This window comes from Achromobacter deleyi (assembly GCF_013116765.2).
Taxonomy (GTDB): Bacteria; Pseudomonadota; Gammaproteobacteria; order Burkholderiales; family Burkholderiaceae_B; genus Achromobacter; species Achromobacter deleyi_A.
The window spans coordinates 2,984,673-3,002,940 of record NZ_CP074375.1 but is presented as its reverse complement, the minus strand read 5'-3'; the positions used below and the strand labels follow the sequence as shown (position 1 = coordinate 3,002,940).

Sequence of the window (18,268 nt, the reverse complement as noted above, 5' to 3'; positions counted from 1 at the left end):
GCATCACTGCAGGCGCAGCCGGCTATCGCCGATGATCAGGTCGCGGCTTACCGGGGGCACCGCGCTGATGAGGCCCTGCCTTATGGCTGCCTCGACGTCCGCTTTCGCCGAATCGTATGCACCGGATTCGTGCTGCAGGCGGCCCAGCAGGCGCCAGGTTCCGGACGGTTCGGCGCTGTAGGCGAAGAATCCGAAGTGAGTCCATTGGCCATCCGGGGCAGGGGGCGCATGCAGGACGATGTCGTCCTGCCCGTCGCCGGAGATATCGGCAAAGATCAGCTGGCAGAGCGCGGCGGGCGCACTGTCCGGCGCGGATCGAGGCAGGCAGTCTTTGGCGAGGTCCGGGCTGGTCTCGACGACGTACGTCCACCAGGCCTGCGGCACGTCATGGCCGTCCGGGTAGACCGTGAACGCCGGGACTTCCTGCGTCAACGGGAGCTTGGCGCGGGTGTCCCAGGAGTAGTAGCGATGGTGGATGAGGGCGTCCGCGGCGGCCAGGGCGATCCTCGGATCCTGACTGTTGGCGGCGCCGTCGGCCAACCGTTGCAGCACGGCCCGACCCCATTGGCCGTGGCTGTCTTTCATGTCGATATAACGGAAGCTGTCGGGCTGGACGCGGCCATCCATCAAACGCGCCATCTGGCTCTGCGCGGCAATCCGCTGCGGGCTTGCCCATGACAGGGCGATTGCCGCAAGCAGCGCCAGCATGGCGCCGGCGGCCATCAGATTGGTCGCCGCCAGCGTGGCGTAGTAACGCTTGGGGCGTAGCGCGGCCCAGGCATAACCCAGGCCGTACAGGCCGGTGAGCACACTGGCGTAGGCCGCCCAGGCCCGGCTGATCGTCCAGCCGTACTGCTCGATGCGCACGGCGACGCCATACGCCGCGACGGCCGCCAAGGGCAGCAGGCAAAGCATGCCCCAACGCAACAGCCGGCGCAGCCGCGGTCCGAACGGCGCCGATTCGTCGCCGTCCTGCCAGGCGGCATTGATCAGCTTGATCCACAGCAGCGAGAACGCGATGAGGCCGCCAGCCGAGAGCGTGACGGCCTGCAGGTCCAGCGTCAGCCGGGCGGCCAGCGCGATCGTAAAGGCGACGCCGACCAGGGTCACCAGCGGCAGCAGCCAGGCGTTGAGCGTGAGCCAGGACCGCTGCAGCATCTCCGCCAGCTGCGGGCGCCGCCGCACGCCCACCAGGCTTGCGGCCAGGATCATCGGCCATAGCGCGATCTGGAAGGGCGGGGCGGTGACGACATACTGCACGATGGGGATGCCGATCATGCGGAACATTGCGCCGGCCGCCCACAGCAACAGGCAGACCGCCAGCGTCAGGCTGCCGGCCATCCCCAGATGCACGGTGTTGCGCCATGCGGCGCGAAATATCGCGGGATAGCTCCATTGGGGCTTTCCGAAGTCCAGCGCCTGGATCAGCGGCAGTATGAGAAAGGCCGCGACGCTAGTCATGAGCAGGGTGCAGAACAGGTCCGTGCGGTTGGGCAGGCCGTTCGCTTCATGCGGCGGCACTTCCCCGCCCAGGCCCAGCCCGTAGGCGGACAAGGCGGGCAGGACCAGCCCGTACGCGACCGCTGCGACGAGCCAGCGCCTGCCGCTGCGCATGCCCGCCAGCATGGCGCCCGCCAGCGTGGGAAGCCACGCGAATTGCAGCCAAAAAGTCAGGGCGTACAGGTTGCCGGACGGCCAAAGGCGCCATATCACCAGAAAGTACAGGATCAGGCCTGATGCGGCGGCGATGGCGCCATGGGTCAGCACGGCCTTGTCGGCCGCTTGGAGTTGGCGGGGGAGAGGGGGCTTGCCGGGCGACGTATTCATGGCCGGGATAGTAGCAACATGCCGCCTAGCCCCGGACGGGCGCGGGACCGGGGGGGCCGCGAAATCATCGCCTGTCGATCCGTTTGGGAGTAAATTGGGGTCGCAGTGGTTTCAACACATCAAACAGGCGGCCCGGGCTGCGCCTTTTTGAGCGCGAATTGTGCGATTGCGGGGTTCTGCAATAATTTCTGAATTTCATCCATTCCCAGGCCGAAGACCGGGAAGGACGTATCGGGAGGCGCATGAGGCCAGGGGTGTTGTTTTGGTGGGATGTCCGCGCTGCGCGGGCCTTGTGGGGCGAACCGAGCCATGGCTGACAGCGAGAGTCTCGCTGGCGAGCGTCCGCGGCTCCAGCACCGGTATTCCATGCGGACCGGCCTGCTGGCCCTGGTCTTTGCCTGTATATCGCCCGCGCTGATCGTGGCGTCCGTGGCGGTCTACGAAAGCTACGTCATCCAGAAGGAACGGATATTTCGCGACACGATTTTCCTGGCGCGCAATCTCACCGCCATCCTGGACCGCGAGCTGACCGGCGTCGAGGCCGGGCTGCAGATGCTGGCCTCGTCCCCTGACCTCATCGGCGGAGACCTGGCCGGCTTTCACCAGCGGGCGCGCGAAGCGGTGCGGTTCCAGATCGTGGACAGCTATGTCCTGACCAGCAAGGATGGGCGACAAATCATCAACACGCAGGTGCCTTACGGCACCGCGTTGCCGGCCAGCGGCGCGCCCGACGAGCTGATCCGCGTTTTTCAGTCGCGCATGCCGGTGTTGACGGGCTTGTTCTCCGGCGGCGTCAGCCGCGACCCCACTCTCGCGTTGGGCGTGCCCGTGGTGCGCGGCAATGAAGTGGTCTACAGCTTGAATGTGGGGCTGTCACCCGAGCGCATCGGCAACGTGCTGGGCCGGCGCGCCTTGCCCGAGGGCTGGGTGGCCGCCGTGCTGGACAACTCCGGAACCATCCTTGCGCGAACCCGGGACACCTCGAGGTTCGTGGGGCAGAAGGCAGTGCCCGCGCTGGCCCGCGCCGTGCAGCAGGAAGGCGAAGGATCGCTGGAAACCATTACCAAGGAAGGCACTCCCGTCTACACCGCGTTCAGCCGGTCGGCACTGTCGGGGTGGACGGTCGCCGCCGGCGCGCCGATGAATCTGCTGACGTCGGATCTCTACCGGTCCATTGCCTGGATCGGCCTGGGCACGCTGTTCGCTTTCGGGCTGGGCCTGGGGCTGGCGCTGAGGCTGGCGAGCCGGCTGACCTCGGCGGTGCAGGGGCTGGTTGCGCCTGCGCTGGCGCTGGGTGAAGGGCGCACGGTTGAATTGCCGGCCACGAGGATCAAGGAAGCCCAGGAAGTGGGAGCCGCCATGCTGCAGGCTTCCCGCATGCTGGCGCGCGCGCAGCACCTGGCGCACTACGATCCTCTGACCGGCCTGTGCAATCGGGTTCTGTTTGGCGAGCTCGTCTTGCGAGAACTGGCCGTGGCGCAGCGCAGCGGCAATGAATTCTCGATCCTGGCGATCGACCTGGATGGCTTCAAGGCCGTCAATGACATGCACGGTCACGCCGCGGGCGACACCGTGCTGAAGGAAGCCGCCGAGCGGATGGCGCGGGCGATCAGGGTGTCCGACGTGGCTGCGAGGCTGGGCGGCGACGAATTCGCGGTGTTGTTGATGGGGGCCAATCGGGAAAATGCGCGGCAAGTCGCCGAGGCCCTGGTCGAGAGCCTGTCGCTGCCGTATCCCAATATCCGCGTCGCCGTGTCGGCGAGCGTGGGCATTGCGGTTTTTCCGAAGTCCGGCATCACCATGCTGCAATTGCTTGAGCGCGCCGATGTGGCGCTGTACAAGGCCAAGGGGCAGGGCAAGCGGAGAGTGGTGCTGGATCAGTGAACCCGCCGCTTGCGTTGGTGCGCGCTCTCAGGTTTCCTGGCGCGGAGGCGACAGGGCCGTCAGGACCTCGCCCGAATTCAGGCGGTAGCGCTTGTCGTCCAGGGGAATCACGCGTTCTCCCTCAGTGGTCCTGAGGATGTAGCGCGTGTCGACGGGCGGGGGCACGGCGCGGCCTGGATCATCCCCCTGCAAGAACACTTCTATCCGATAGAGCCGACCCGACTCCGTGCTTGCCAGTACGTCGCTCAACCTGCGTATTGAAATGGCCATGCGGCTTTTTCTCCCTTGGGTTTTCGCTAAACTTCCTGCCTTGGCGCCGGGTCCGTCCAGGTCATGCGGCGCGGCTGGCGGGTAATCGGAAACGGTAATGCAATTCACTTCAGGCCGGAATACGGCCACCACCTTAGGCTTGCTGGCGATATTGCTATGGGGCACGGTCGTCGGCCTGATCCGCGGCGTCAGCGAGAACTTCGGCCCCATCGGCGGCGCCGCCCTGATCTATACGGTGGGTTCGCTATTCCTGGTGTTGTTGCTGGGCTTTCCGAAGCTGCGGAGTTTTCCCCGTTCCTACCTTATCGTGGGCAGCATCCTGTTTGTCGCCTATGAAATCTGCCTGTCGCTGTCGCTGGGATTCGCCGCGAATCGCGGGCAAGCCATCGAACTGGGTATCGTCAACTATCTGTGGCCGTGCTTTACGGTAATTCTTGCCATGGTCATCAACGGCCAGCGGGCGGGCGTAATGGTGGTGCCGGGAATCCTGTTGTCGGTGTGCGGCATTGTGTGGGTGGTGGGCGGGCCGGGCGGGCTTTCCATCGAGCGCACCACGGCCAACGTCTTGAGTAATCCCCTCAGTTATGGACTGGCTTTCAGCGGCGCCATTATCTGGGCCGTTTATTGCAACGTGACGAAGCGCTTTGCCGACGGCAAGAATGGCGTCGCCCTGTTTTTCATGCTGACCGCCGCGGTCTTGTGGATCAAGTATTTCCTGAGCGCCGAACCCGCGCTGGCATTCGCCGCGCCTGCCACGCTCGAATTGTGCGTGACCGGTGGCGCCATGGCGGCCGGCTATGCATTCTGGAACGTGGGGATATTGCGGGGAAACCTGACCCTGCTGGCCACTGCGTCTTACTTCACGCCGGTATTTTCCACCTTCTTTGCCGCGGTATGGCTGTCGACCCCGCTGACCATGTCGTTCTGGCAGGGGGTGGCCATGGTCACCGCCGGCTCGCTGTTGTGCTGGGCAGCCACGCGCGGCAGACCCGCCCGGGACGGATAGTCCCAAGGCGGGGCCAAAGCAAAAGGTGGGAATTACTCGATGAGCATGGTCTGGGCGACGGCGTATCCCAGGGGAATCAACAAGAGCGACGCAAAGGTGGAGCTCACAATCGCCGCGGATATTTTCAGCCAGGGCTCGGGCCCCGCGCTTTGAATAGTCTGAATCACCAACGCGACGATACCCACAACCATCAAACAGCTGATAACCACTGCTACATAAGTCATGTTGTCTCCGTCCTCGCCTGATTAAAGGGATGCGGCGCCGCTGAGCGGTCTAGATGTTTGTATTGATTGTGCGCCTGTATTGCAGGGCTGCGCCCTAGGGTTTTCCTGGCGGGCCGAGGGCTTTGTGGCGTATTTGCCGCGCGGCATGCAGCATGAAATTGATGTGCACGCGCAGCATTTTCCGTGGTGCAAGGCCGCGCCTGCGGACCATGAGTTTGCGCTACGATGGCAGCATCAAAACACCCATGAGGCCGCAAGATGCCGCAAAGATTGCGCCCCGGCACGCGTGCCACCCTGCAGGTCCGGCAACTGTCGCCCGGCGCATTTGCGTGGATCATCACCTTGCTTGATCCCGAATCCGGCAATGTGCGCAGCACCAATTACTCGGAAAAGCGCTACGGCAGCATGGACGAGGCCTCGACCGCAGGCAAGGCTGCCGTGGTGGAATTCCTGGGCGCGGATGGCCAGGAAGGCCAGGGCTTGCCGCCGGGCGGCAGACTCAAGTCCTGACTGGCGGCCTTTTCGCGGTGCCTCGGCAAGCCCTCGTTCGAGGGCTTGTTTGCATTCAGGGGCTGGCGGGCACGCGATTTGCTGAGGGAGGGCAAGGCGCGTTCGGCGCCGCTTGAGGAGAAGACATCATGCCCCAGTCCCCGCATAGAGAGCCGGGCGTGCCGCCCGATGATCCCGCGCTTCCCGGCAATGTGCCGCAGGATGACCCGCAGCCCGATCCGGATCGCCCGACCGACAACCCCGATTTGATCGACCCGACTTTTCCCCCGCCCGACCCGCGTTCGCCGGGCACGATCGACCTGGCCTGAGCGCGGGGTACCGCGCGTCGGCCGACAAACACAAACACATCCAAGGAGGTTTCCATGCGCTCCATTCTGCTGTGGCTGCTTGGCGTACCCATTCCTATCATCATCCTGCTGGCGCTGTTCTGGCACTGACGTCGTTCCCGCTTTGGCGCCGCGTTCGCGCGGCGGCGAAAAACAATGGATAAGGATTGATCATGGAAAATTCATCGTCATTGAGCCAGCCCTACAACAGCGGCGTGCCTCAGCACGAATCCGCGATTTCCGCTGTGTCGTGGGCTGCGGTGTTTGCCGGCGCGGTGATTGCCGCCGCGCTGTCCCTCGCGCTGTTTGCCGGCGGCACGGGTTTGGGTTTTCTGTCGGTATCGCCATGGGGTGATGAAGGCATGTCTGCCCCGGCGGTCGGCATCAGCATCATCGGCTGGACGTTCTTCACCCAGATCGTCGCTTATGGCATTGGCGGCTACGTGGCCGGAAGGCTGCGGACCAAATGGGTGGATGTGCATTCGGATGAAATCTACTTCCGCGATACGGCGCACGGATTTCTGGTGTGGGCCCTGAGTGCGGTGGTCAGCGCGGCGCTGCTGGGTTCTGCGATCGCATCCGTGGCCTCGGGCGTGGCGAAGGCTGGCGCATCGGTAGCCGCGGGCGCGGGCACAGCGGTGACGGCGGCCGCTGCCGCGGGCGCAAGCGGCGGCGGTATGGAGCGGGCAACCGACTACCTCACCGACACCTTGCTGCGCTCGGAGCGGCCTGATGCCAGCGGCGACCGCGACGCGGCGCGCGCGGAAGTGGGCAGCATTGTGGCAATGAGCCTGGCGCGAGGCGACATGACGTCGGAAGACCGCGACTACGTCGTGAAGGTGGTTGCCGCTCAAACCGGCCTGGATCCCGCCGTGGCGCAGCGCCGCGTCGAGCAGACAATCCAGAATGCCAAGAAGGCGGCCGAAGACGCCAAGCAAAAGGCCAAGGAAGCAGCCGACAAGGCCAGAAAGGCCGCCGCCGCATTCGCCCTGTGGGGATTTGCCTCCATGCTGATCGGCGCGTTCGTGGCGAGCCTGGCTGCAACCTGGGGCGGCAAGCGCCGCGATACCTTGCGCAGGCTGTAGGGCGCACGTAGCTGGGCGCTCGTAGTAAGGCGTTCGCAGTAGGGTGTATCCGGGCGCCGTGCCGCAGGCTATGTCATCGGCGCATCGCACTGTGTCATCAGCGCGGCAATGCAAAAGGCCCTCACGCGTGCGTGAGGGCCTTCTAAATTCTTGGTGGCGCATCCCTGATTCGAACAGGGGACCTGCGGATTATGATTTCACGCCAAAGGCATGGGATATTAAAGGCTTGGGGTGTTATTCTGCTCCGCAACTGGGCAACAAATGCGCAGCCGGAAGCCGCATATTTGCTTGAGGCAATAGCCCGTTGTGGAGCGGAATTCAGCGGGTAGGGCCGACTTTATCGCCCTTTCGCTCGCGCACGTAACGCTCTGTCATCTCGATGGATTTGTGGCCCAGTTGGCGCTGGGCTTGTCGGATGTCGCCGGACGATTCTGCCGTATCCGTCCCAGCCTTGGTGCGCAGGTCGCGGAATTGGAAGGCATCCTTTGGGACGCCCGCAGTCTCGCGCGCAGCATAGAACCGTTGCCGCAGCGCGTCATAGCCCAGGCGCTGGCCCGACTCATTGACGACCAAAGCGGTGGAACTGACCTTATACCCTGCCTTGCGGGCACGGTTTCTGGCTATCACTTTCGCCAAATCACCTTCAATGGTGATGCGAAGCTTCTTTCCGGTCTTGTTTTGGTCCAAATGCAGCATGCCCTCCCGAACGTCTCTCTCGTCAAATTTGAGAGTGTCGGCAGGGCGCTGCCCGGTCAGATATGCTAAGTCCATGGCGTCTTGGGTAGGCGAGTCAGCAGCTTTCCAGACCCTCTGGAACACGTCGTCCTCTACGTACACATCCCGGCCTGTCTCCTTGTTCTTGCGGACGCCGGCGCAAGGATTGGGGGCGTCTGTCAGCCCCACCTCTCTTGCGTAGTTGAAAACGTGACTGAATAGCGCGATCTCCCGATTCGCTCGCACGTGTCCGGGGTTCGGCGGAACCTCTCTATTCTTGGATACATTCAACTTTCGCGCCTCATCTCCGCGCCAAGTCATGTACAGCTTGATGTGCTGCGGCTTGATATCTGCCAGGGGGGCGGGAGGGTCATCAAAGTAGCGATACAGGACGGTAAATTCCTTCAGGTTGTCAGCCTGGCTCCGGGGAGCCTTGGTCAGGAGAACATCCCGGATGTAGCGCTTGGCCGCATAGCGAAAGGTCGCCACGGGGGCGGACGAGGGCACGTTTCGCCGCTCAAGCTCCGTCCACTTTCGGACGGCGTTGACTGGATCAGGCCCAAGTGGAATCTCAATACGGGGGCGGCCGCCCGCATCGTAATAGGTCCTGCCGCTCTTCTGTTTGCGCGAGCGCATCCGAGGCGGCAAGTTCATGTTCTTGTAGGGTTGGACAGCAGGGCGGATTCGATGATCGACAGGATGCGGTCTCGTCGGGAGTCCGCGCCCGGTTCCATGCTGACGGCTTGGGCATAGCCAAGGTGGGTCAGTATCTGGGCCGCCGCCTGGGCGGCGTTGTTCTGGGCGGTCATGCTGCGCACTCGCAAGGTAGCTCGGGCTGGACGCTACGGATCTCGATGATCTTCTTGGCGCCAACCCAGAATCGTTGATGGGGGATGTGTTCGGTTGCCGGTATGCCGGCGGCGCGCATCGCTTCGAATGTCGGCTCCATCTCTTCCAGATAGACCGGCACGCCGTTGTCGCTGTGAATGGCATGACCGCCGCTATAGCAGACGATGTGTTTTTCCATGCCTACCTCGATCCGCCCAAACCGAACTGCGCGGTGGCCTCGATTGAGGCCGCTACGATAGGCCGGTAACCTAACGCTTTTTGAGGCGTCCTACAGAGCTTCTTATGAAATGCAGCTATTGCAAAACCCTCGACCGAAAGCCGGCTAGTTGGATGCGGCACGAGTTCCTGGTCGAGCGCAAACATTTTCAGAATTCGTTCAGCTTTGCGATCTTTTCGCGCGGCCCTGTTTTTCAATGCAAACACTGTCGGGGATGCATGCACGTTCAACAGACAAGTCCCGCAGGGCGGATTTGGATGTGGACGCAGCGGGAGATGTGGTAGCAGTGAGCCGCCTTGTGGCCAGTTATCGGGCATAGCCATTCTTCTTTCAGGCACCCTTTCGGTCGATTGTCTGCGCTGCTAACGAGCGGGGCAACGACCTTGCGGGGGAGGGCGCGGCCGTGGATGGTGCTGGCGGTGACTTTCGCTTTGCCGGCGGCCTTGGCTTGGTCAACTTTCCCGGTGAGGAAGCCGCCAGCGCTGGCGCCCAGCTTGCGGACGGCTTCAATTGCCACCTCGGCGGCTACCTTGCAGGACCGCACCAGATCTTGAACGTCGCGCTCGGCGTCGGCCAGGACAAGGTCGTTTTCAACGCGAGTCCGGCTGCAATGGACGAGGGCGGCAATTTCGTCGCTGTCCAAACCCATGCCCCGAAATCACTTGAAGCTGCGGGCGGCCTCCACGGGACGCAGCTTTACGCCTTCACTGCTGGTATAGATCCGCGCCTGCCGCTCGACCTCATTGCCGGTGAATCCAATAACTGCAATCCACTCAATGGGTGCGCCGCGGGCAATGGCGCGACTATAAGCTTCGTGGCGCCTGTGGCCGTCTACGATTTCAACGCCGGAGCCGTCCGGCATTGCGACGACTTCGAGCGGCGGCAGAGGCCCGCCGGCCATGATGTAGTTCGTCAGCGCTTCGATACCGGCTTCAGACACGGAGTCCGGTTCGCGCAGATTGAACGCGTCCTGAACCACGATTTGGGAATAGCGGACTTTCATTGCGTCGGCGCGTTTAATCGTGCCGTCCTTGATCATCGTCTTAAATGATGCAGGGGGATGGGTCATGTGACACCCTGAAGGGGTTGGGATACGATGCGCTGCCAAAGGAGGCGCATCATGGATAAGGGGCCGGAAGTTTCATGCGGTGAAGCGCTGACGGCGATAGCGGTGGTCGGCCTGTGCATTGCTTTTGCGTTGCACTACCCGGAGGAATCAGCGGATTGGGCTGCCTGGATGCAGGCTTTTGGGTCGGTCGCCGCTATTGCTGGGGCAGGGTGGATTGCGCGCGGGCAAGTTCGAGAAGCGCAACGCGTCGAGGAAGAGCGACGCGCCTCTGAACGTAAGTCCGTCGCAGAGGGGCGGATAGAGCAACTTCAAGCGATCGCCGTTCTCGTTGAGCAACTGTTCATAACGCTTGATAAGACGGCGACTCAGCTGAACGATCAAATCAGCCCGTATGACATGGCTGCCTACGCACTGAATCGAATCGCGCCGCTCAAGGTAGCCATTACGGCTCTGAGCGGTATTCCGGTCCATCAGTTGCCGCATGCCTATATCGGGCTGCAGATTCTCAACATCAACAATTGCACGGCCCATGTTGTGCGCATTCTTGAAGACATTCAGAACGCACCTCCGACGATGGATGCGGAGGTGGATACTTTTGTACTGAGCTCAGCAAGCAGAGTCGTGCAGTATCGAGACCGCGCAAGCCGCGACTTAGGGGTCATCCGGGCACTCACCGATAGGTATGATGGAGTGAATTCCCCAGTGGTCTTGGCACGCCATCCGGAATGATCGGTGGCGGTGCATGGCCGCTTCGCCATATGTTCCTGATGGTTTGCGGGGAAACGCCGTAGCAATCGCCCAGGTCTTTCGTGGTCAGGCGGCCTTTGGCGGCTTGGATGAATGCCAACTCTTCGGGCCGCAGGGCATCTTGCTTCGGGTCCACCCGGCGCAAGCGGCGGCGGGGCAACGGGACCGGCGGCGTCCAGCCTGCACGATCCCTCAGCATGAATTCAATGCCGTTCATGCGACGAGCCGCAGCAGCCAGCCCAGGGTCTGCTGGCCGAAGAGCAGGAACGCCGCCAGCCCGAGGCCCGCGGGCCACGCTACCAGAGGCGGGATGTCTGCGTTGTTGTCCCAATTACCCTTCCCGGCGTGATCGCGCGGGGCGATGAGGTTGCCGAGCTTTCGGGCCACCTGCCGGACGGTGGGCAGCCGGGGGCGTCGCGTCGGGGGTGCGCTTACGCTGATGGCGTTCATTGCGGTTTCCAAGGATCGGCCGCGGCATAGCGGCGGGCAAGATAATCGCCGAGAGGGGCCAGCACCAAACACGCCAAAGCGCAAAGGGCCAGCCCCCAATTGAGAGTGGAGATGGATGACGGCATGCTGACTGGAAGGGGAGGTTGGGCTACGATGCGCCCCATGTGGATGGGGAGAGCGCTGGAATGAACTTGCGACAGCTCAAGTGGTATGAAGCCATCGCGATGGTGCTGTTGGGTATGGCAGTCGGCGCGACATGTGTCGCTTACATCCTCGACTGGCCTGGCTGGTTGGCCGCAGTCTCGGGACAGACCTGGGCCGCTTGGTTACAGGCTTTCGGTGCCGTCGCGGCGATATGGGCCGGATTTGCACTGGCAGGGAGGCAGTACGCAGTAGGGCTTCGCCTGCAGCGGTCTCAGGAACGGCGCGAGGAGGCTAGGCGTGATTGGGCTGACAGGCTGGAGGTCTCACGCATTCTGCTGGCCATTGAGGACGAGTTAGATATACGCGTCGAGCAATTTTTACGGGTGATCGGCGATGACTTGGACGCATGCGAACGACAAGGAAAAGGGTTTTTCCCCGCCTACAACGTCATGCCTTCCGAACCTTTCCCCGTCTATCGCAGCTTAGTGGCCCGCCTCCCATTGGTGCGAAGCCAAGATCTTCGGCAGCGGATAGTCCGGACTTACGCCCAATTGGAAGGGCTCGTGCTGACAGTTCAGACCAACTCCGAGTTAGCCAGAACGTATTTGGACGCCGATGCCGAAGCAAAGGCGAGTGCGCCTATCGACCGAAAAGAAAGACGGGCGATCGCCGAGGGTAAGCTGCGCGACTATTTCCCCACACTCGTGCGCACGCGGGAGGAAGTTATTGCGCAAGCGAACGCGCTTGTTGACTCTATCCGGTGGTCCGACGAAAGAAATGCGGTACCCACATCACGCCGCGCTTGATTGGCAGCACTCGGCGGTCTAGCTGTCCTGCCATTGGCCGGCCGCGTCGCGGTAGCGATCCTAGAGCCCGGCGATGCCTAGGGGGGCGCCATCCGCACGCGTGAAGCGCGTGGGCACCGTGGCGCCGGATCTCCAGTCAGGTTCAAAGATGCATCAGCCGGGATGATGCAATACTGCCCAGGGCGCCAGGCGTTCCCGAAGGTGAAGGACTTGGGCGCGGTCTCGCTGCGGGCGTTGAACGTGGAGAGCTTGTCAGCCTTGTCCAGGCCATCGGCCTTCGTCATGGCGCTGATGAGGCCCCAACGGCCTGCAGTGGCTTCGCGTTCTGGTACGGCCTCGTCGCCTGCGTCATGCTCTACAGGGCGCCGAACGAAGACGCCCTGATACCGTGGCCACATGTCGTACTTGCCGACGACTGTCCGCTGGTCGCGGGTGCCGAATTTCTTCAGCAGTAGCTCGGCGTCTTTCAGCGTCTGGTAGTGGCTGCACATTTCCGTCCTAAGCGAGAGGCGTATCAGCGATCATCGACTTCATTTCTTTAATAATTTGCCGGTGAAGTGAATCATAGCGGCTCGACAACTGGGGAAATTCCTGTTGTTGCTGAACTGTGGCATCCCGGCGGATCGCATCCCGCTCCTGTTCGGTTGAGGAGTCCTCCCACCTAGTAATGAGCTTCTGCCCCTGTTCAGCGATTTTCAAAAGCTGCAAGACGTATTCCAAAGTCAACCTGTCCAAACTTGGAAAGTACAGAGATGAAAGTACGGTCAGAAGATCCATTTTTGCATGGGGCGCCGTCTTCACGTCCAAGATCCCCGCTGCCGCATGAGCCCACCATTCGCGCATGTGGCGATGAGTAACCGCGGCGAGTTCTCCTAGCTCTTCGAGCTTTTGACGTCGAAGGGCGAGGGACTCTCGTTCGTGCCAATCTTGGAAGCCGACGGCAGCTTTCACTTGTTCCGCGACCAAGGTGGTCTGCCGAAGCTGTTCTTTAATGTCGCTGAGGTCTGCCTTGATGGCGGAAGTCTCACCGCGCTTCTTAGCGTAAGCACCCAGGAATGCAGCTAGCGCGGGTCCTGCTACCGCGATTGCCAAGAGCACGTACGCGCCCGGAGAGAACTTGTTCGCCTCTTCCACGATTTGGCGAATGCTTTCCAATGTGACCGGTGCCATATCAATCTCGTCGAATGGATCGGCGAAGTATTCCACGGTTGGACGTCGGATTCCATCTGGAATCAGTGCGGGGGGGGGGGGGGCAGCACGATCTAGAGCACTGTGCGTGCATCCAGCGTGTTCCGACTTTTGCGGAGCGCAAGGGTAATTGCGGAGCAAAGCAAAAGGCCCGCAACAGTGTGCGGGCCTTGGTATTCTTGGTGGCGCATCCCTGATTCGAACAGGGGACCTGCGGATTATGATTCCGTCGCTCTAACCGGCTGAGCTAATGCGCCATCGCTTCGTTGCCCTTCCAGTAGCTGTTTTCAGCTTCCGTGGCTTCAGATCAATGCCCTGTTGTTGCTAGCGCTGATCAACGAAGAACGAAATTCTAGCATGAAATTTTTCCTGTGTGCAAGCGCCCCAGGGCGTGAAATTCAAGGGCGCTTTTCAGGCGTCGCGCGCGAGGCGGATGCCGGAGAATTGCCAGCGCGCCTCGGGCGGGAAAAAATTGCGGTAGGAGGGGCGGATGTGGTCGCGCGGCGTGGCGCAGGACCCCCCACGCAGCACGTACTGATTGCACATGAATTTGCCGTTGTATTCGCCGACGGCGCCGGCGTCGGGTTGGAAGCCGGGATAGGCGTCGTAGGCGCTGGACGTCCATTCCCAGGCGTCGCCAAAAAGCTGCACCGGGCCGCCCGAGCCATTGCGCGCCGGGGCAGGGCGCGGGTCCAGGTGGCCGTTTTCCAGCATGTTGGCGTGCGCGGAGAAGGTGCCGTCGGCCAGCTGCCGGGCGGCGAATTCCCATTCGGCTTCGCGCGGCAGGCGCACGCGGGCCCAGCGGGCGTAGGCGTCGGCCTCGTAATAGCTGATGTGGGTCACTGGTGCCTGCAATTCCAGATCCTGCATGCCGTGCAGCGTGAAGGCGCGGCATTGGTCGCGATCGCCTTCCCAGTAGAGCGGCGCCCGCCAGCCCTGGGCGCAGACCAGGTCCCAACCCAGCGACAGCCACAGTTCAGGGCGCTTGTACCCGCCGTCGCGGATGAAGGCCAGGTATTCGTGCTGGGTCACCAGGCGGTCGGCCAGGTGAAACGGAGCCAGCAGCACGTCGTGGGCAGGGCCTTCATTGTCGAAACCGAAGCCGCGTCCGTCGTGACCGATGCGCACGATGCCGCCCGGGTAGCGGGTCCAGCCGGCCGGCGTGGCAGGCGGCAGGGCGGGGGAGTTGGCGGCGACATAGGCGGGTTTGAGCGGGTTGGCCGACAGCATGTGCTTGAGGTCGGTCAGGATCAGTTCCTGATGCTGCTGCTCGTGGTTCAGGCCGAGTTCGAGCAACGTGTCAAAGTCCGGGTCGTTGCCGCCCAGGCGCGAGATCAGGGCATGCATGGCGTCGTCGACGTGCTGGCGGTAGTGCAGCACCTCGGCCAGCGGGGGGCGCGACAGCAGGCCGCGCTGGGGGCGCGGATGCTTGGCGCCGACGGCGTTGTAGTAGGAGTTGAACAGCATGCGGTATTGCGGATGGAACGCCGGGGCCGACGGGTGAAAGCGCGTGAGTAGAAAGGTTTCGAAGAACCAGGTGGTGTGCGCCAGATGCCATTTGACGGGGCTGCAGTCCGGCATGGATTGCACCTGGCAGTCCTCCGGGCTCAGGGGCGCGGCCAGGGCCGTGCTGGTGGAGCGCACGGCGTCGTACCGGTCGTGCTGTCCGGCTTGTCCCGTGGCGTACGGCCCGATGGCGGGATGAGTCAGCAGGCAGGCGGGTTCCATGGCGATCCTCCAGTGGCGGCGTGGGTAATCCCGCGTCAGGCGCGGGCGCTGAAAACCGAAAACCAGCCCCGCGAATCCGACCAGTGCGCGACATCGCGATAGCCCGCGCTCTGGAGCATGTCGCTGAACGCTTGCGGGGTGTACTTGTATGAGTTTTCAGTGTGGATGCGTTCACCGTGGCTGAACTCGCGTTTGCCGCCAGGCCAGGTCACGCGCAGCGCGCGTTGCGCTTCCAGGTGCATCTCGATGCGGGACCGTGCGCTGTTGAAGATCGCAACATGACGCCAGTCGCTCACGTCGAAGTCGCTGTCCAGCACGATATTCACATGGCGCAGCAGGTTCAGGTTGAACGCCGCCGTCAGGTGCAGTGCGTCGTCGTAGGCGGGCTCGAGCACCTGCCTGGGCTTGACGCGGTCCACGCCCACCAGCAGCCCGCCGCCGGGGCTGGCGGCGCGTATCCGCTGCAGCATGGCGTATGCGCTGTCAGGGCCAAGGTTGCCGATGCTGGAGCCGGGATAGAAGAACAGCCGCTGCTCCGCGGGAATATCGGCTGGCAGCGCAAGGACGCGGGAGAAGTCCTGGCCGACGGCGGTGATGCTCAGGCCGGGATAAGAGAGCTTGAGCCTGCGCACGGCGGCTTGCAGATAGTCGGCCGAGATATCGACGGGTACATAGTGGCTGGGCCGCAAGCTGGAAAACAGCCGCTCGGCCTTGACGCAATCGCCCGCGCCGAGGTCGACCAGCGCTTGCACCGGGCCGATATGGCGCGCGATGTCGCCGCCGTGGCGCTGGAAGATCTCGGCCTCGCAGCGCGTGGGGTAGTACTCGGGCAGTTGGGTTATGGCGGTAAAGAGCGACGAACCCAGCGCGTCGTACAGGAACTTGGGGTCAATCCGGGCGGGGCTATCCATCAGCCCGTCGCGCAATTCGATCTGCTCGGCGCTGGGGTGCTGGACTTGCCGCGCAAGGAACTCAGGCGCGACGGGGGCAAGAAGTGCGGATGGGGAAACCATGCGTTCAGTTCCTTTTTGAGGCGGTTGAAGCGCATTGCAAAGGCCTATTGTGGCGGTTGAAGGGGTTCGGGTGTCAAGCGCCAAGCCTATGAATGCAATGGACTTTTACGAAATCGGAAACGCGCGCCGATGCACCCGCCGGCCCGCTTTCACGGGGCCGGCGGCCGGGCCGGCCATGGCTGTCAGCAAGTTTCGGTCCGCTGAAATATCGGTTTACGGCTGGTTGCGAAAGCACGGGCGCGGCGGGCCGATGATGGTCACAATGGGGCTTCGGTCGAGCGGGGCGGGGCCCCGCGGCTGGCGCGATGTTGCATTGCGTCAGGCGGGCGCATGCCGGGAGACCCAATTTGCACAAGGAGCGACCATGAATCGAAAGCACCAGCGCGCGGAAATGGCTTTGCATCGTGAACGGGTGAACGACAGCTTGCATGAGCTGCTTGCCGGGACGGAAGACCTGTTGCGTTCGACGGCTTCGTATACCGGCTCCGAGATCGAAGCGGCTCGCGCGCGCCTCAAGCGCCAGCTGGCCGAGGCGCGTGAATCCGCCGGGGACTGGGAGGGCGCCGCACGCGAGCGCGCGCGCCGCGCAACCGCCTATGCGGACGAGTATGTCCACGAGCATGCCTGGAAATCGGTCGGGGTGGCCGCATTGGTGGGCGCCTTGATCGGCTGCTGCCTGGTGGCGGGCAACCGGCGCTAACGGCGCATCATGAGGCCGCCTCCGGCCGCGAGCCGGGTCGGGCCGATCCCGGGCTTGCGGCATGGGATGTCCGGCGCGCGCCGTTGGGCGCGCTCGCTGCTGCTTGTCTGCGTCGCGTCTGTCCTGGCCGCGTGCGCCAGCGTCCCCGATGCGCAGGAACGCCAGGCGCGTGCCGCGCAGGCCGGACTGTCCGCCGATGCGGCCCGCGACAGCTACCGCCGCGGGCAGGGCATTGCCGCTGACCCGCAAACCCCTAAAGACGATTTCCTGGCGCGGCACCTGGCTGTGGAGCAGGCGGTCAGCGGCGCGCCGCTGGTGCCAGGCAACCGCGTGCGGCTGCTGGCGGACGGCCCCAGCACGTACCAGGCCATGCTGCAGTCCATCGGGCAGGCGCGCAGGTACGTCCACATGGAAACCTATATCTTCGACGATGACGCCGAAGGAGCGCGATTCGCCGAGGCGCTGATCGCGGCGCGCAATCGCGGCGCCGAGGTGTCCTTGATGGTCGATGCGGTGGGCACGATCAAGACGCCCGATGATTTGTTCCAGCGCTTGCGCGACGCCGGGGTTCAGGTCGCGGTGTTCAATCCGGTCAACCCGGCCCGGGCCCGCGCCGGCTGGTCCCCCAATCAGCGCAATCACCGCAAGGTGCTGGTGGTGGATGGCAAGGTCGGCTTCCTGGGCGGCATCAACGTCAGCAGCGTTTACGAGTCATCGTCGATCTCCGGAAGCGGGGGAGGGTCCGGTCCCGGTTCGGGGGGCGGGTCCGGCGCGGGCAAGGCCGACGCGCAGCCTGCCGGCGATGCCAAGTCCGCGCCCTGGCGCGACACGCATCTGCGCATCGAGGGCCCGGCGGTCGCCCAGCTTGAGGAAGTCATCCGGGCGGGCTGGGAGTCGCAAGCCAAGGAGCCGATCAAGGGCGGCGGCGCGCATGTGGCGCCGCCGGTGGGGGAAACCAGCGTGCGCATCCTGGCCAATCAGCCCGATCGCAGCGACGGCTACACGGTCTATCTCACGCTGATGTCCGCCTTTGAAAGCGCGCAGAAGTCCATACACATCACCATGGCGTACTTCGTGCCCGATCCGGCCTTCATCGAGGTACTGACGGCCGCCGCCCGGCGGGGCGTGGACGTGGTGCTGGTGTTGCCTGGCTTCAGCGATTCGTCGCTGGTGTTCAATGCGGGGCGCTCGCATTACACCGAACTGCTGCGCGCCGGCGCCAAGGTCTACGAGCGGCGCGATGCGCTGCTGCACGCAAAGACGGCGGTGGTCGATGGCGTCTGGTCCACGGTGGGCTCCAGCAATATGGACTGGCGCAGCTTTGCCTTGAACTACGAGATCAATGCCGTGGTGCTGGGGCCAGAGTTTGCGGGCGAGATGGAAGCGTTGTTCCAGCGCGATGTGGCCGATTCGGTGCGGATCACGCCCGAGGCCTGGAAGGACCGGGGCGTGGATGACCGCTTCATGGAGTTTTTTTCCCGCATGTTCGAGCGCTGGCTGTAGCGCCCCGC

At 63.4% G+C, this 18,268-nt stretch carries 21 protein-coding genes, 1 tRNA gene and 1 pseudogene; 9 read left to right on the top strand and 14 right to left on the bottom strand.

Features of this window, described 5'->3' with window-relative positions; translation table 11 throughout:
* Positions 1 to 3: 3 nt before the first annotated feature.
* Positions 4 to 1,827 carry a DUF4153 domain-containing protein gene (locus HLG70_RS13430; protein WP_171663231.1) on the bottom strand — a complete coding sequence of 608 codons (1,824 nt, stop codon included), beginning with the start codon at positions 1,825 to 1,827 and terminating at the stop codon, positions 4 to 6.
* A 309-nt stretch (positions 1,828 to 2,136) separates the two neighbouring features.
* Between HLG70_RS13430 and HLG70_RS13425 the strand changes: the two genes are divergently transcribed.
* The gene (locus tag HLG70_RS13425) at positions 2,137 to 3,711 is read left to right on the top strand and encodes a sensor domain-containing diguanylate cyclase (protein ID WP_171663230.1); all 1,575 of its coding nucleotides are present in this window, start codon (positions 2,137 to 2,139) and stop codon (positions 3,709 to 3,711) included.
* Between the two features lie 27 nt (positions 3,712 to 3,738).
* On the opposite strand, the gene HLG70_RS13420 is transcribed toward HLG70_RS13425, so the two are convergent.
* Positions 3,739 to 3,981 carry a 6-phosphofructokinase gene (locus tag HLG70_RS13420; protein ID WP_171663229.1) on the bottom strand — a complete coding sequence of 81 codons (243 nt, stop codon included), beginning with the start codon at positions 3,979 to 3,981 and terminating at the stop codon, positions 3,739 to 3,741.
* Between the two features lie 97 nt (positions 3,982 to 4,078).
* Here HLG70_RS13420 and yddG point away from each other — a divergent pair, with 97 nt between their 5' ends.
* Positions 4,079 to 4,987, top strand: coding sequence for an aromatic amino acid DMT transporter YddG (yddG, locus tag HLG70_RS13415; RefSeq protein ID WP_171663228.1), 909 nt, complete (start codon positions 4,079 to 4,081; stop codon positions 4,985 to 4,987).
* 32 nt (positions 4,988 to 5,019) lie between these two features.
* Here the strand turns inward: yddG and HLG70_RS13410 are convergent, their stop codons facing one another.
* Entirely contained in the window at positions 5,020 to 5,211 is a 192-nt protein-coding gene (locus HLG70_RS13410) for a hypothetical protein (protein WP_171663227.1), read from the bottom strand.
* A gap of 258 nt (positions 5,212 to 5,469) precedes the next feature.
* Here HLG70_RS13410 and HLG70_RS13405 point away from each other — a divergent pair, with 258 nt between their 5' ends.
* The 3 genes from HLG70_RS13405 to HLG70_RS13395 all read left to right on the top strand — a co-directional run bounded on the left by HLG70_RS13405 (position 5,470) and on the right by HLG70_RS13395 (position 7,132).
* A complete protein-coding gene (locus tag HLG70_RS13405) occupies positions 5,470 to 5,721 on the top strand; it encodes a hypothetical protein (RefSeq protein WP_171663226.1) in 252 nt (83 codons plus the stop codon).
* Between the two features lie 128 nt (positions 5,722 to 5,849).
* Entirely contained in the window at positions 5,850 to 6,029 is a 180-nt protein-coding gene (locus HLG70_RS13400) for a hypothetical protein (protein ID WP_171663225.1), read from the top strand.
* Between the two features lie 191 nt (positions 6,030 to 6,220).
* The gene (locus HLG70_RS13395; RefSeq protein ID WP_171663224.1) at positions 6,221 to 7,132 is read left to right on the top strand and encodes a hypothetical protein; all 912 of its coding nucleotides are present in this window, start codon (positions 6,221 to 6,223) and stop codon (positions 7,130 to 7,132) included.
* A 318-nt stretch (positions 7,133 to 7,450) separates the two neighbouring features.
* Here HLG70_RS13395 and HLG70_RS13390 read toward each other — a convergent pair whose 3' ends face one another.
* The 5 genes from HLG70_RS13390 to HLG70_RS13370 all read right to left on the bottom strand — a co-directional run bounded on the left by HLG70_RS13390 (position 7,451) and on the right by HLG70_RS13370 (position 9,981).
* Entirely contained in the window at positions 7,451 to 8,500 is a 1,050-nt protein-coding gene (locus tag HLG70_RS13390; protein WP_234103091.1) for a tyrosine-type recombinase/integrase, read from the bottom strand.
* Positions 8,497 to 8,655 carry a hypothetical protein gene (locus HLG70_RS13385; RefSeq protein WP_171663223.1) on the bottom strand — a complete coding sequence of 53 codons (159 nt, stop codon included), beginning with the start codon at positions 8,653 to 8,655 and terminating at the stop codon, positions 8,497 to 8,499. The genes HLG70_RS13390 and HLG70_RS13385 overlap by 4 nt, the downstream gene beginning before the upstream one ends.
* Positions 8,652 to 8,873, bottom strand: coding sequence for a hypothetical protein (locus tag HLG70_RS13380; protein ID WP_171663222.1), 222 nt, complete (start codon positions 8,871 to 8,873; stop codon positions 8,652 to 8,654). The genes HLG70_RS13385 and HLG70_RS13380 overlap by 4 nt, the downstream gene beginning before the upstream one ends.
* 265 nt (positions 8,874 to 9,138) lie before the next feature.
* On the bottom strand, positions 9,139 to 9,555 hold the full coding sequence (locus tag HLG70_RS13375; protein WP_171663221.1) for a hypothetical protein: 417 nt from the start codon (positions 9,553 to 9,555) through the stop codon (positions 9,139 to 9,141).
* Positions 9,556 to 9,570: 15 nt separating this feature from the next.
* A complete protein-coding gene (locus HLG70_RS13370; RefSeq protein WP_171663220.1) occupies positions 9,571 to 9,981 on the bottom strand; it encodes a ParB/Srx family N-terminal domain-containing protein in 411 nt (136 codons plus the stop codon).
* A 51-nt stretch (positions 9,982 to 10,032) separates the two neighbouring features.
* Between HLG70_RS13370 and HLG70_RS13365 the strand changes: the two genes are divergently transcribed.
* A complete protein-coding gene (locus HLG70_RS13365) occupies positions 10,033 to 10,710 on the top strand; it encodes a hypothetical protein (RefSeq protein ID WP_171663219.1) in 678 nt (225 codons plus the stop codon).
* Between the two features lie 231 nt (positions 10,711 to 10,941).
* Here HLG70_RS13365 and HLG70_RS13360 read toward each other — a convergent pair whose 3' ends face one another.
* On the bottom strand, positions 10,942 to 11,178 hold the full coding sequence (locus tag HLG70_RS13360; RefSeq protein WP_171663218.1) for a hypothetical protein: 237 nt from the start codon (positions 11,176 to 11,178) through the stop codon (positions 10,942 to 10,944).
* 185 nt (positions 11,179 to 11,363) lie between these two features.
* Between HLG70_RS13360 and HLG70_RS13355 the strand changes: the two genes are divergently transcribed.
* Complete coding sequence (locus HLG70_RS13355; protein ID WP_171663217.1) at positions 11,364 to 12,128, top strand: hypothetical protein; 765 nt, start codon at positions 11,364 to 11,366, stop codon at positions 12,126 to 12,128.
* A 63-nt stretch (positions 12,129 to 12,191) separates the two neighbouring features.
* Here HLG70_RS13355 and HLG70_RS13350 read toward each other — a convergent pair.
* The 5 genes and pseudogenes from HLG70_RS13350 to egtD form a co-directional block, all read right to left on the bottom strand.
* A pseudogene (locus HLG70_RS13350) lies at positions 12,192 to 12,619 on the bottom strand (SOS response-associated peptidase family protein); the annotation flags it as partial.
* Positions 12,620 to 12,626: 7 nt separating this feature from the next.
* Complete coding sequence (locus HLG70_RS13345) at positions 12,627 to 13,334, bottom strand: hypothetical protein (protein ID WP_171663216.1); 708 nt, start codon at positions 13,332 to 13,334, stop codon at positions 12,627 to 12,629.
* A gap of 162 nt (positions 13,335 to 13,496) precedes the next feature.
* Positions 13,497 to 13,573: transfer RNA gene (locus HLG70_RS13340), tRNA-Met, on the bottom strand.
* A 154-nt stretch (positions 13,574 to 13,727) separates the two neighbouring features.
* Positions 13,728 to 15,044, bottom strand: a complete 1,317-nt coding sequence (gene egtB, locus HLG70_RS13335) for an ergothioneine biosynthesis protein EgtB (RefSeq protein ID WP_171663215.1) — start codon at positions 15,042 to 15,044, stop codon at positions 13,728 to 13,730.
* A gap of 35 nt (positions 15,045 to 15,079) precedes the next feature.
* On the bottom strand, positions 15,080 to 16,057 hold the full coding sequence (egtD, locus tag HLG70_RS13330) for an L-histidine N(alpha)-methyltransferase (RefSeq protein ID WP_171663214.1): 978 nt from the start codon (positions 16,055 to 16,057) through the stop codon (positions 15,080 to 15,082).
* A 364-nt stretch (positions 16,058 to 16,421) separates the two neighbouring features.
* Between egtD and HLG70_RS13325 the strand changes: the two genes are divergently transcribed.
* Both HLG70_RS13325 and HLG70_RS13320 read left to right on the top strand, forming a co-directional pair.
* Complete coding sequence (locus HLG70_RS13325) at positions 16,422 to 16,757, top strand: DUF883 family protein (RefSeq protein WP_171663213.1); 336 nt, start codon at positions 16,422 to 16,424, stop codon at positions 16,755 to 16,757.
* A 45-nt stretch (positions 16,758 to 16,802) separates the two neighbouring features.
* Positions 16,803 to 18,260 (top strand): phospholipase D-like domain-containing protein, encoded by a 1,458-nt coding sequence (locus tag HLG70_RS13320; RefSeq protein WP_419144818.1) that lies wholly within the window; start codon positions 16,803 to 16,805, stop codon positions 18,258 to 18,260.
* Positions 18,261 to 18,268 lie beyond the last annotated feature (8 nt).

Excerpts from the sequence above, each read along its gene's own strand:
- HLG70_RS13430 (WP_171663231.1), bottom strand. The coding sequence starts at position 1,827 with ATGAATACGTCGCCCGGCAAGCCCCCTCTCCCCCGCCAACTCCAAGCG.
- HLG70_RS13425 (WP_171663230.1), top strand. The coding sequence starts at position 2,137 with ATGGCTGACAGCGAGAGTCTCGCTGGCGAGCGTCCGCGGCTCCAGCAC.
- HLG70_RS13420 (WP_171663229.1), bottom strand. The coding sequence starts at position 3,981 with ATGGCCATTTCAATACGCAGGTTGAGCGACGTACTGGCAAGCACGGAG.
- yddG (WP_171663228.1), top strand. The coding sequence starts at position 4,079 with ATGCAATTCACTTCAGGCCGGAATACGGCCACCACCTTAGGCTTGCTG.
- HLG70_RS13410 (WP_171663227.1), bottom strand. The coding sequence starts at position 5,211 with ATGACTTATGTAGCAGTGGTTATCAGCTGTTTGATGGTTGTGGGTATC.
- HLG70_RS13405 (WP_171663226.1), top strand. The coding sequence starts at position 5,470 with ATGCCGCAAAGATTGCGCCCCGGCACGCGTGCCACCCTGCAGGTCCGG.
- HLG70_RS13400 (WP_171663225.1), top strand. The coding sequence starts at position 5,850 with ATGCCCCAGTCCCCGCATAGAGAGCCGGGCGTGCCGCCCGATGATCCC.
- HLG70_RS13395 (WP_171663224.1), top strand. The coding sequence starts at position 6,221 with ATGGAAAATTCATCGTCATTGAGCCAGCCCTACAACAGCGGCGTGCCT.
- HLG70_RS13390 (WP_234103091.1), bottom strand. The coding sequence starts at position 8,500 with ATGAACTTGCCGCCTCGGATGCGCTCGCGCAAACAGAAGAGCGGCAGG.
- HLG70_RS13385 (WP_171663223.1), bottom strand. The coding sequence starts at position 8,655 with ATGACCGCCCAGAACAACGCCGCCCAGGCGGCGGCCCAGATACTGACC.
- HLG70_RS13380 (WP_171663222.1), bottom strand. The coding sequence starts at position 8,873 with ATGGAAAAACACATCGTCTGCTATAGCGGCGGTCATGCCATTCACAGC.
- HLG70_RS13370 (WP_171663220.1), bottom strand. The coding sequence starts at position 9,981 with ATGACCCATCCCCCTGCATCATTTAAGACGATGATCAAGGACGGCACG.
- HLG70_RS13365 (WP_171663219.1), top strand. The coding sequence starts at position 10,033 with ATGGATAAGGGGCCGGAAGTTTCATGCGGTGAAGCGCTGACGGCGATA.
- HLG70_RS13360 (WP_171663218.1), bottom strand. The coding sequence starts at position 11,178 with ATGAACGCCATCAGCGTAAGCGCACCCCCGACGCGACGCCCCCGGCTG.
- HLG70_RS13355 (WP_171663217.1), top strand. The coding sequence starts at position 11,364 with ATGAACTTGCGACAGCTCAAGTGGTATGAAGCCATCGCGATGGTGCTG.
- egtB (WP_171663215.1), bottom strand. The coding sequence starts at position 15,044 with ATGGAACCCGCCTGCCTGCTGACTCATCCCGCCATCGGGCCGTACGCC.
- egtD (WP_171663214.1), bottom strand. The coding sequence starts at position 16,057 with ATGGTTTCCCCATCCGCACTTCTTGCCCCCGTCGCGCCTGAGTTCCTT.
- HLG70_RS13325 (WP_171663213.1), top strand. The coding sequence starts at position 16,422 with ATGAATCGAAAGCACCAGCGCGCGGAAATGGCTTTGCATCGTGAACGG.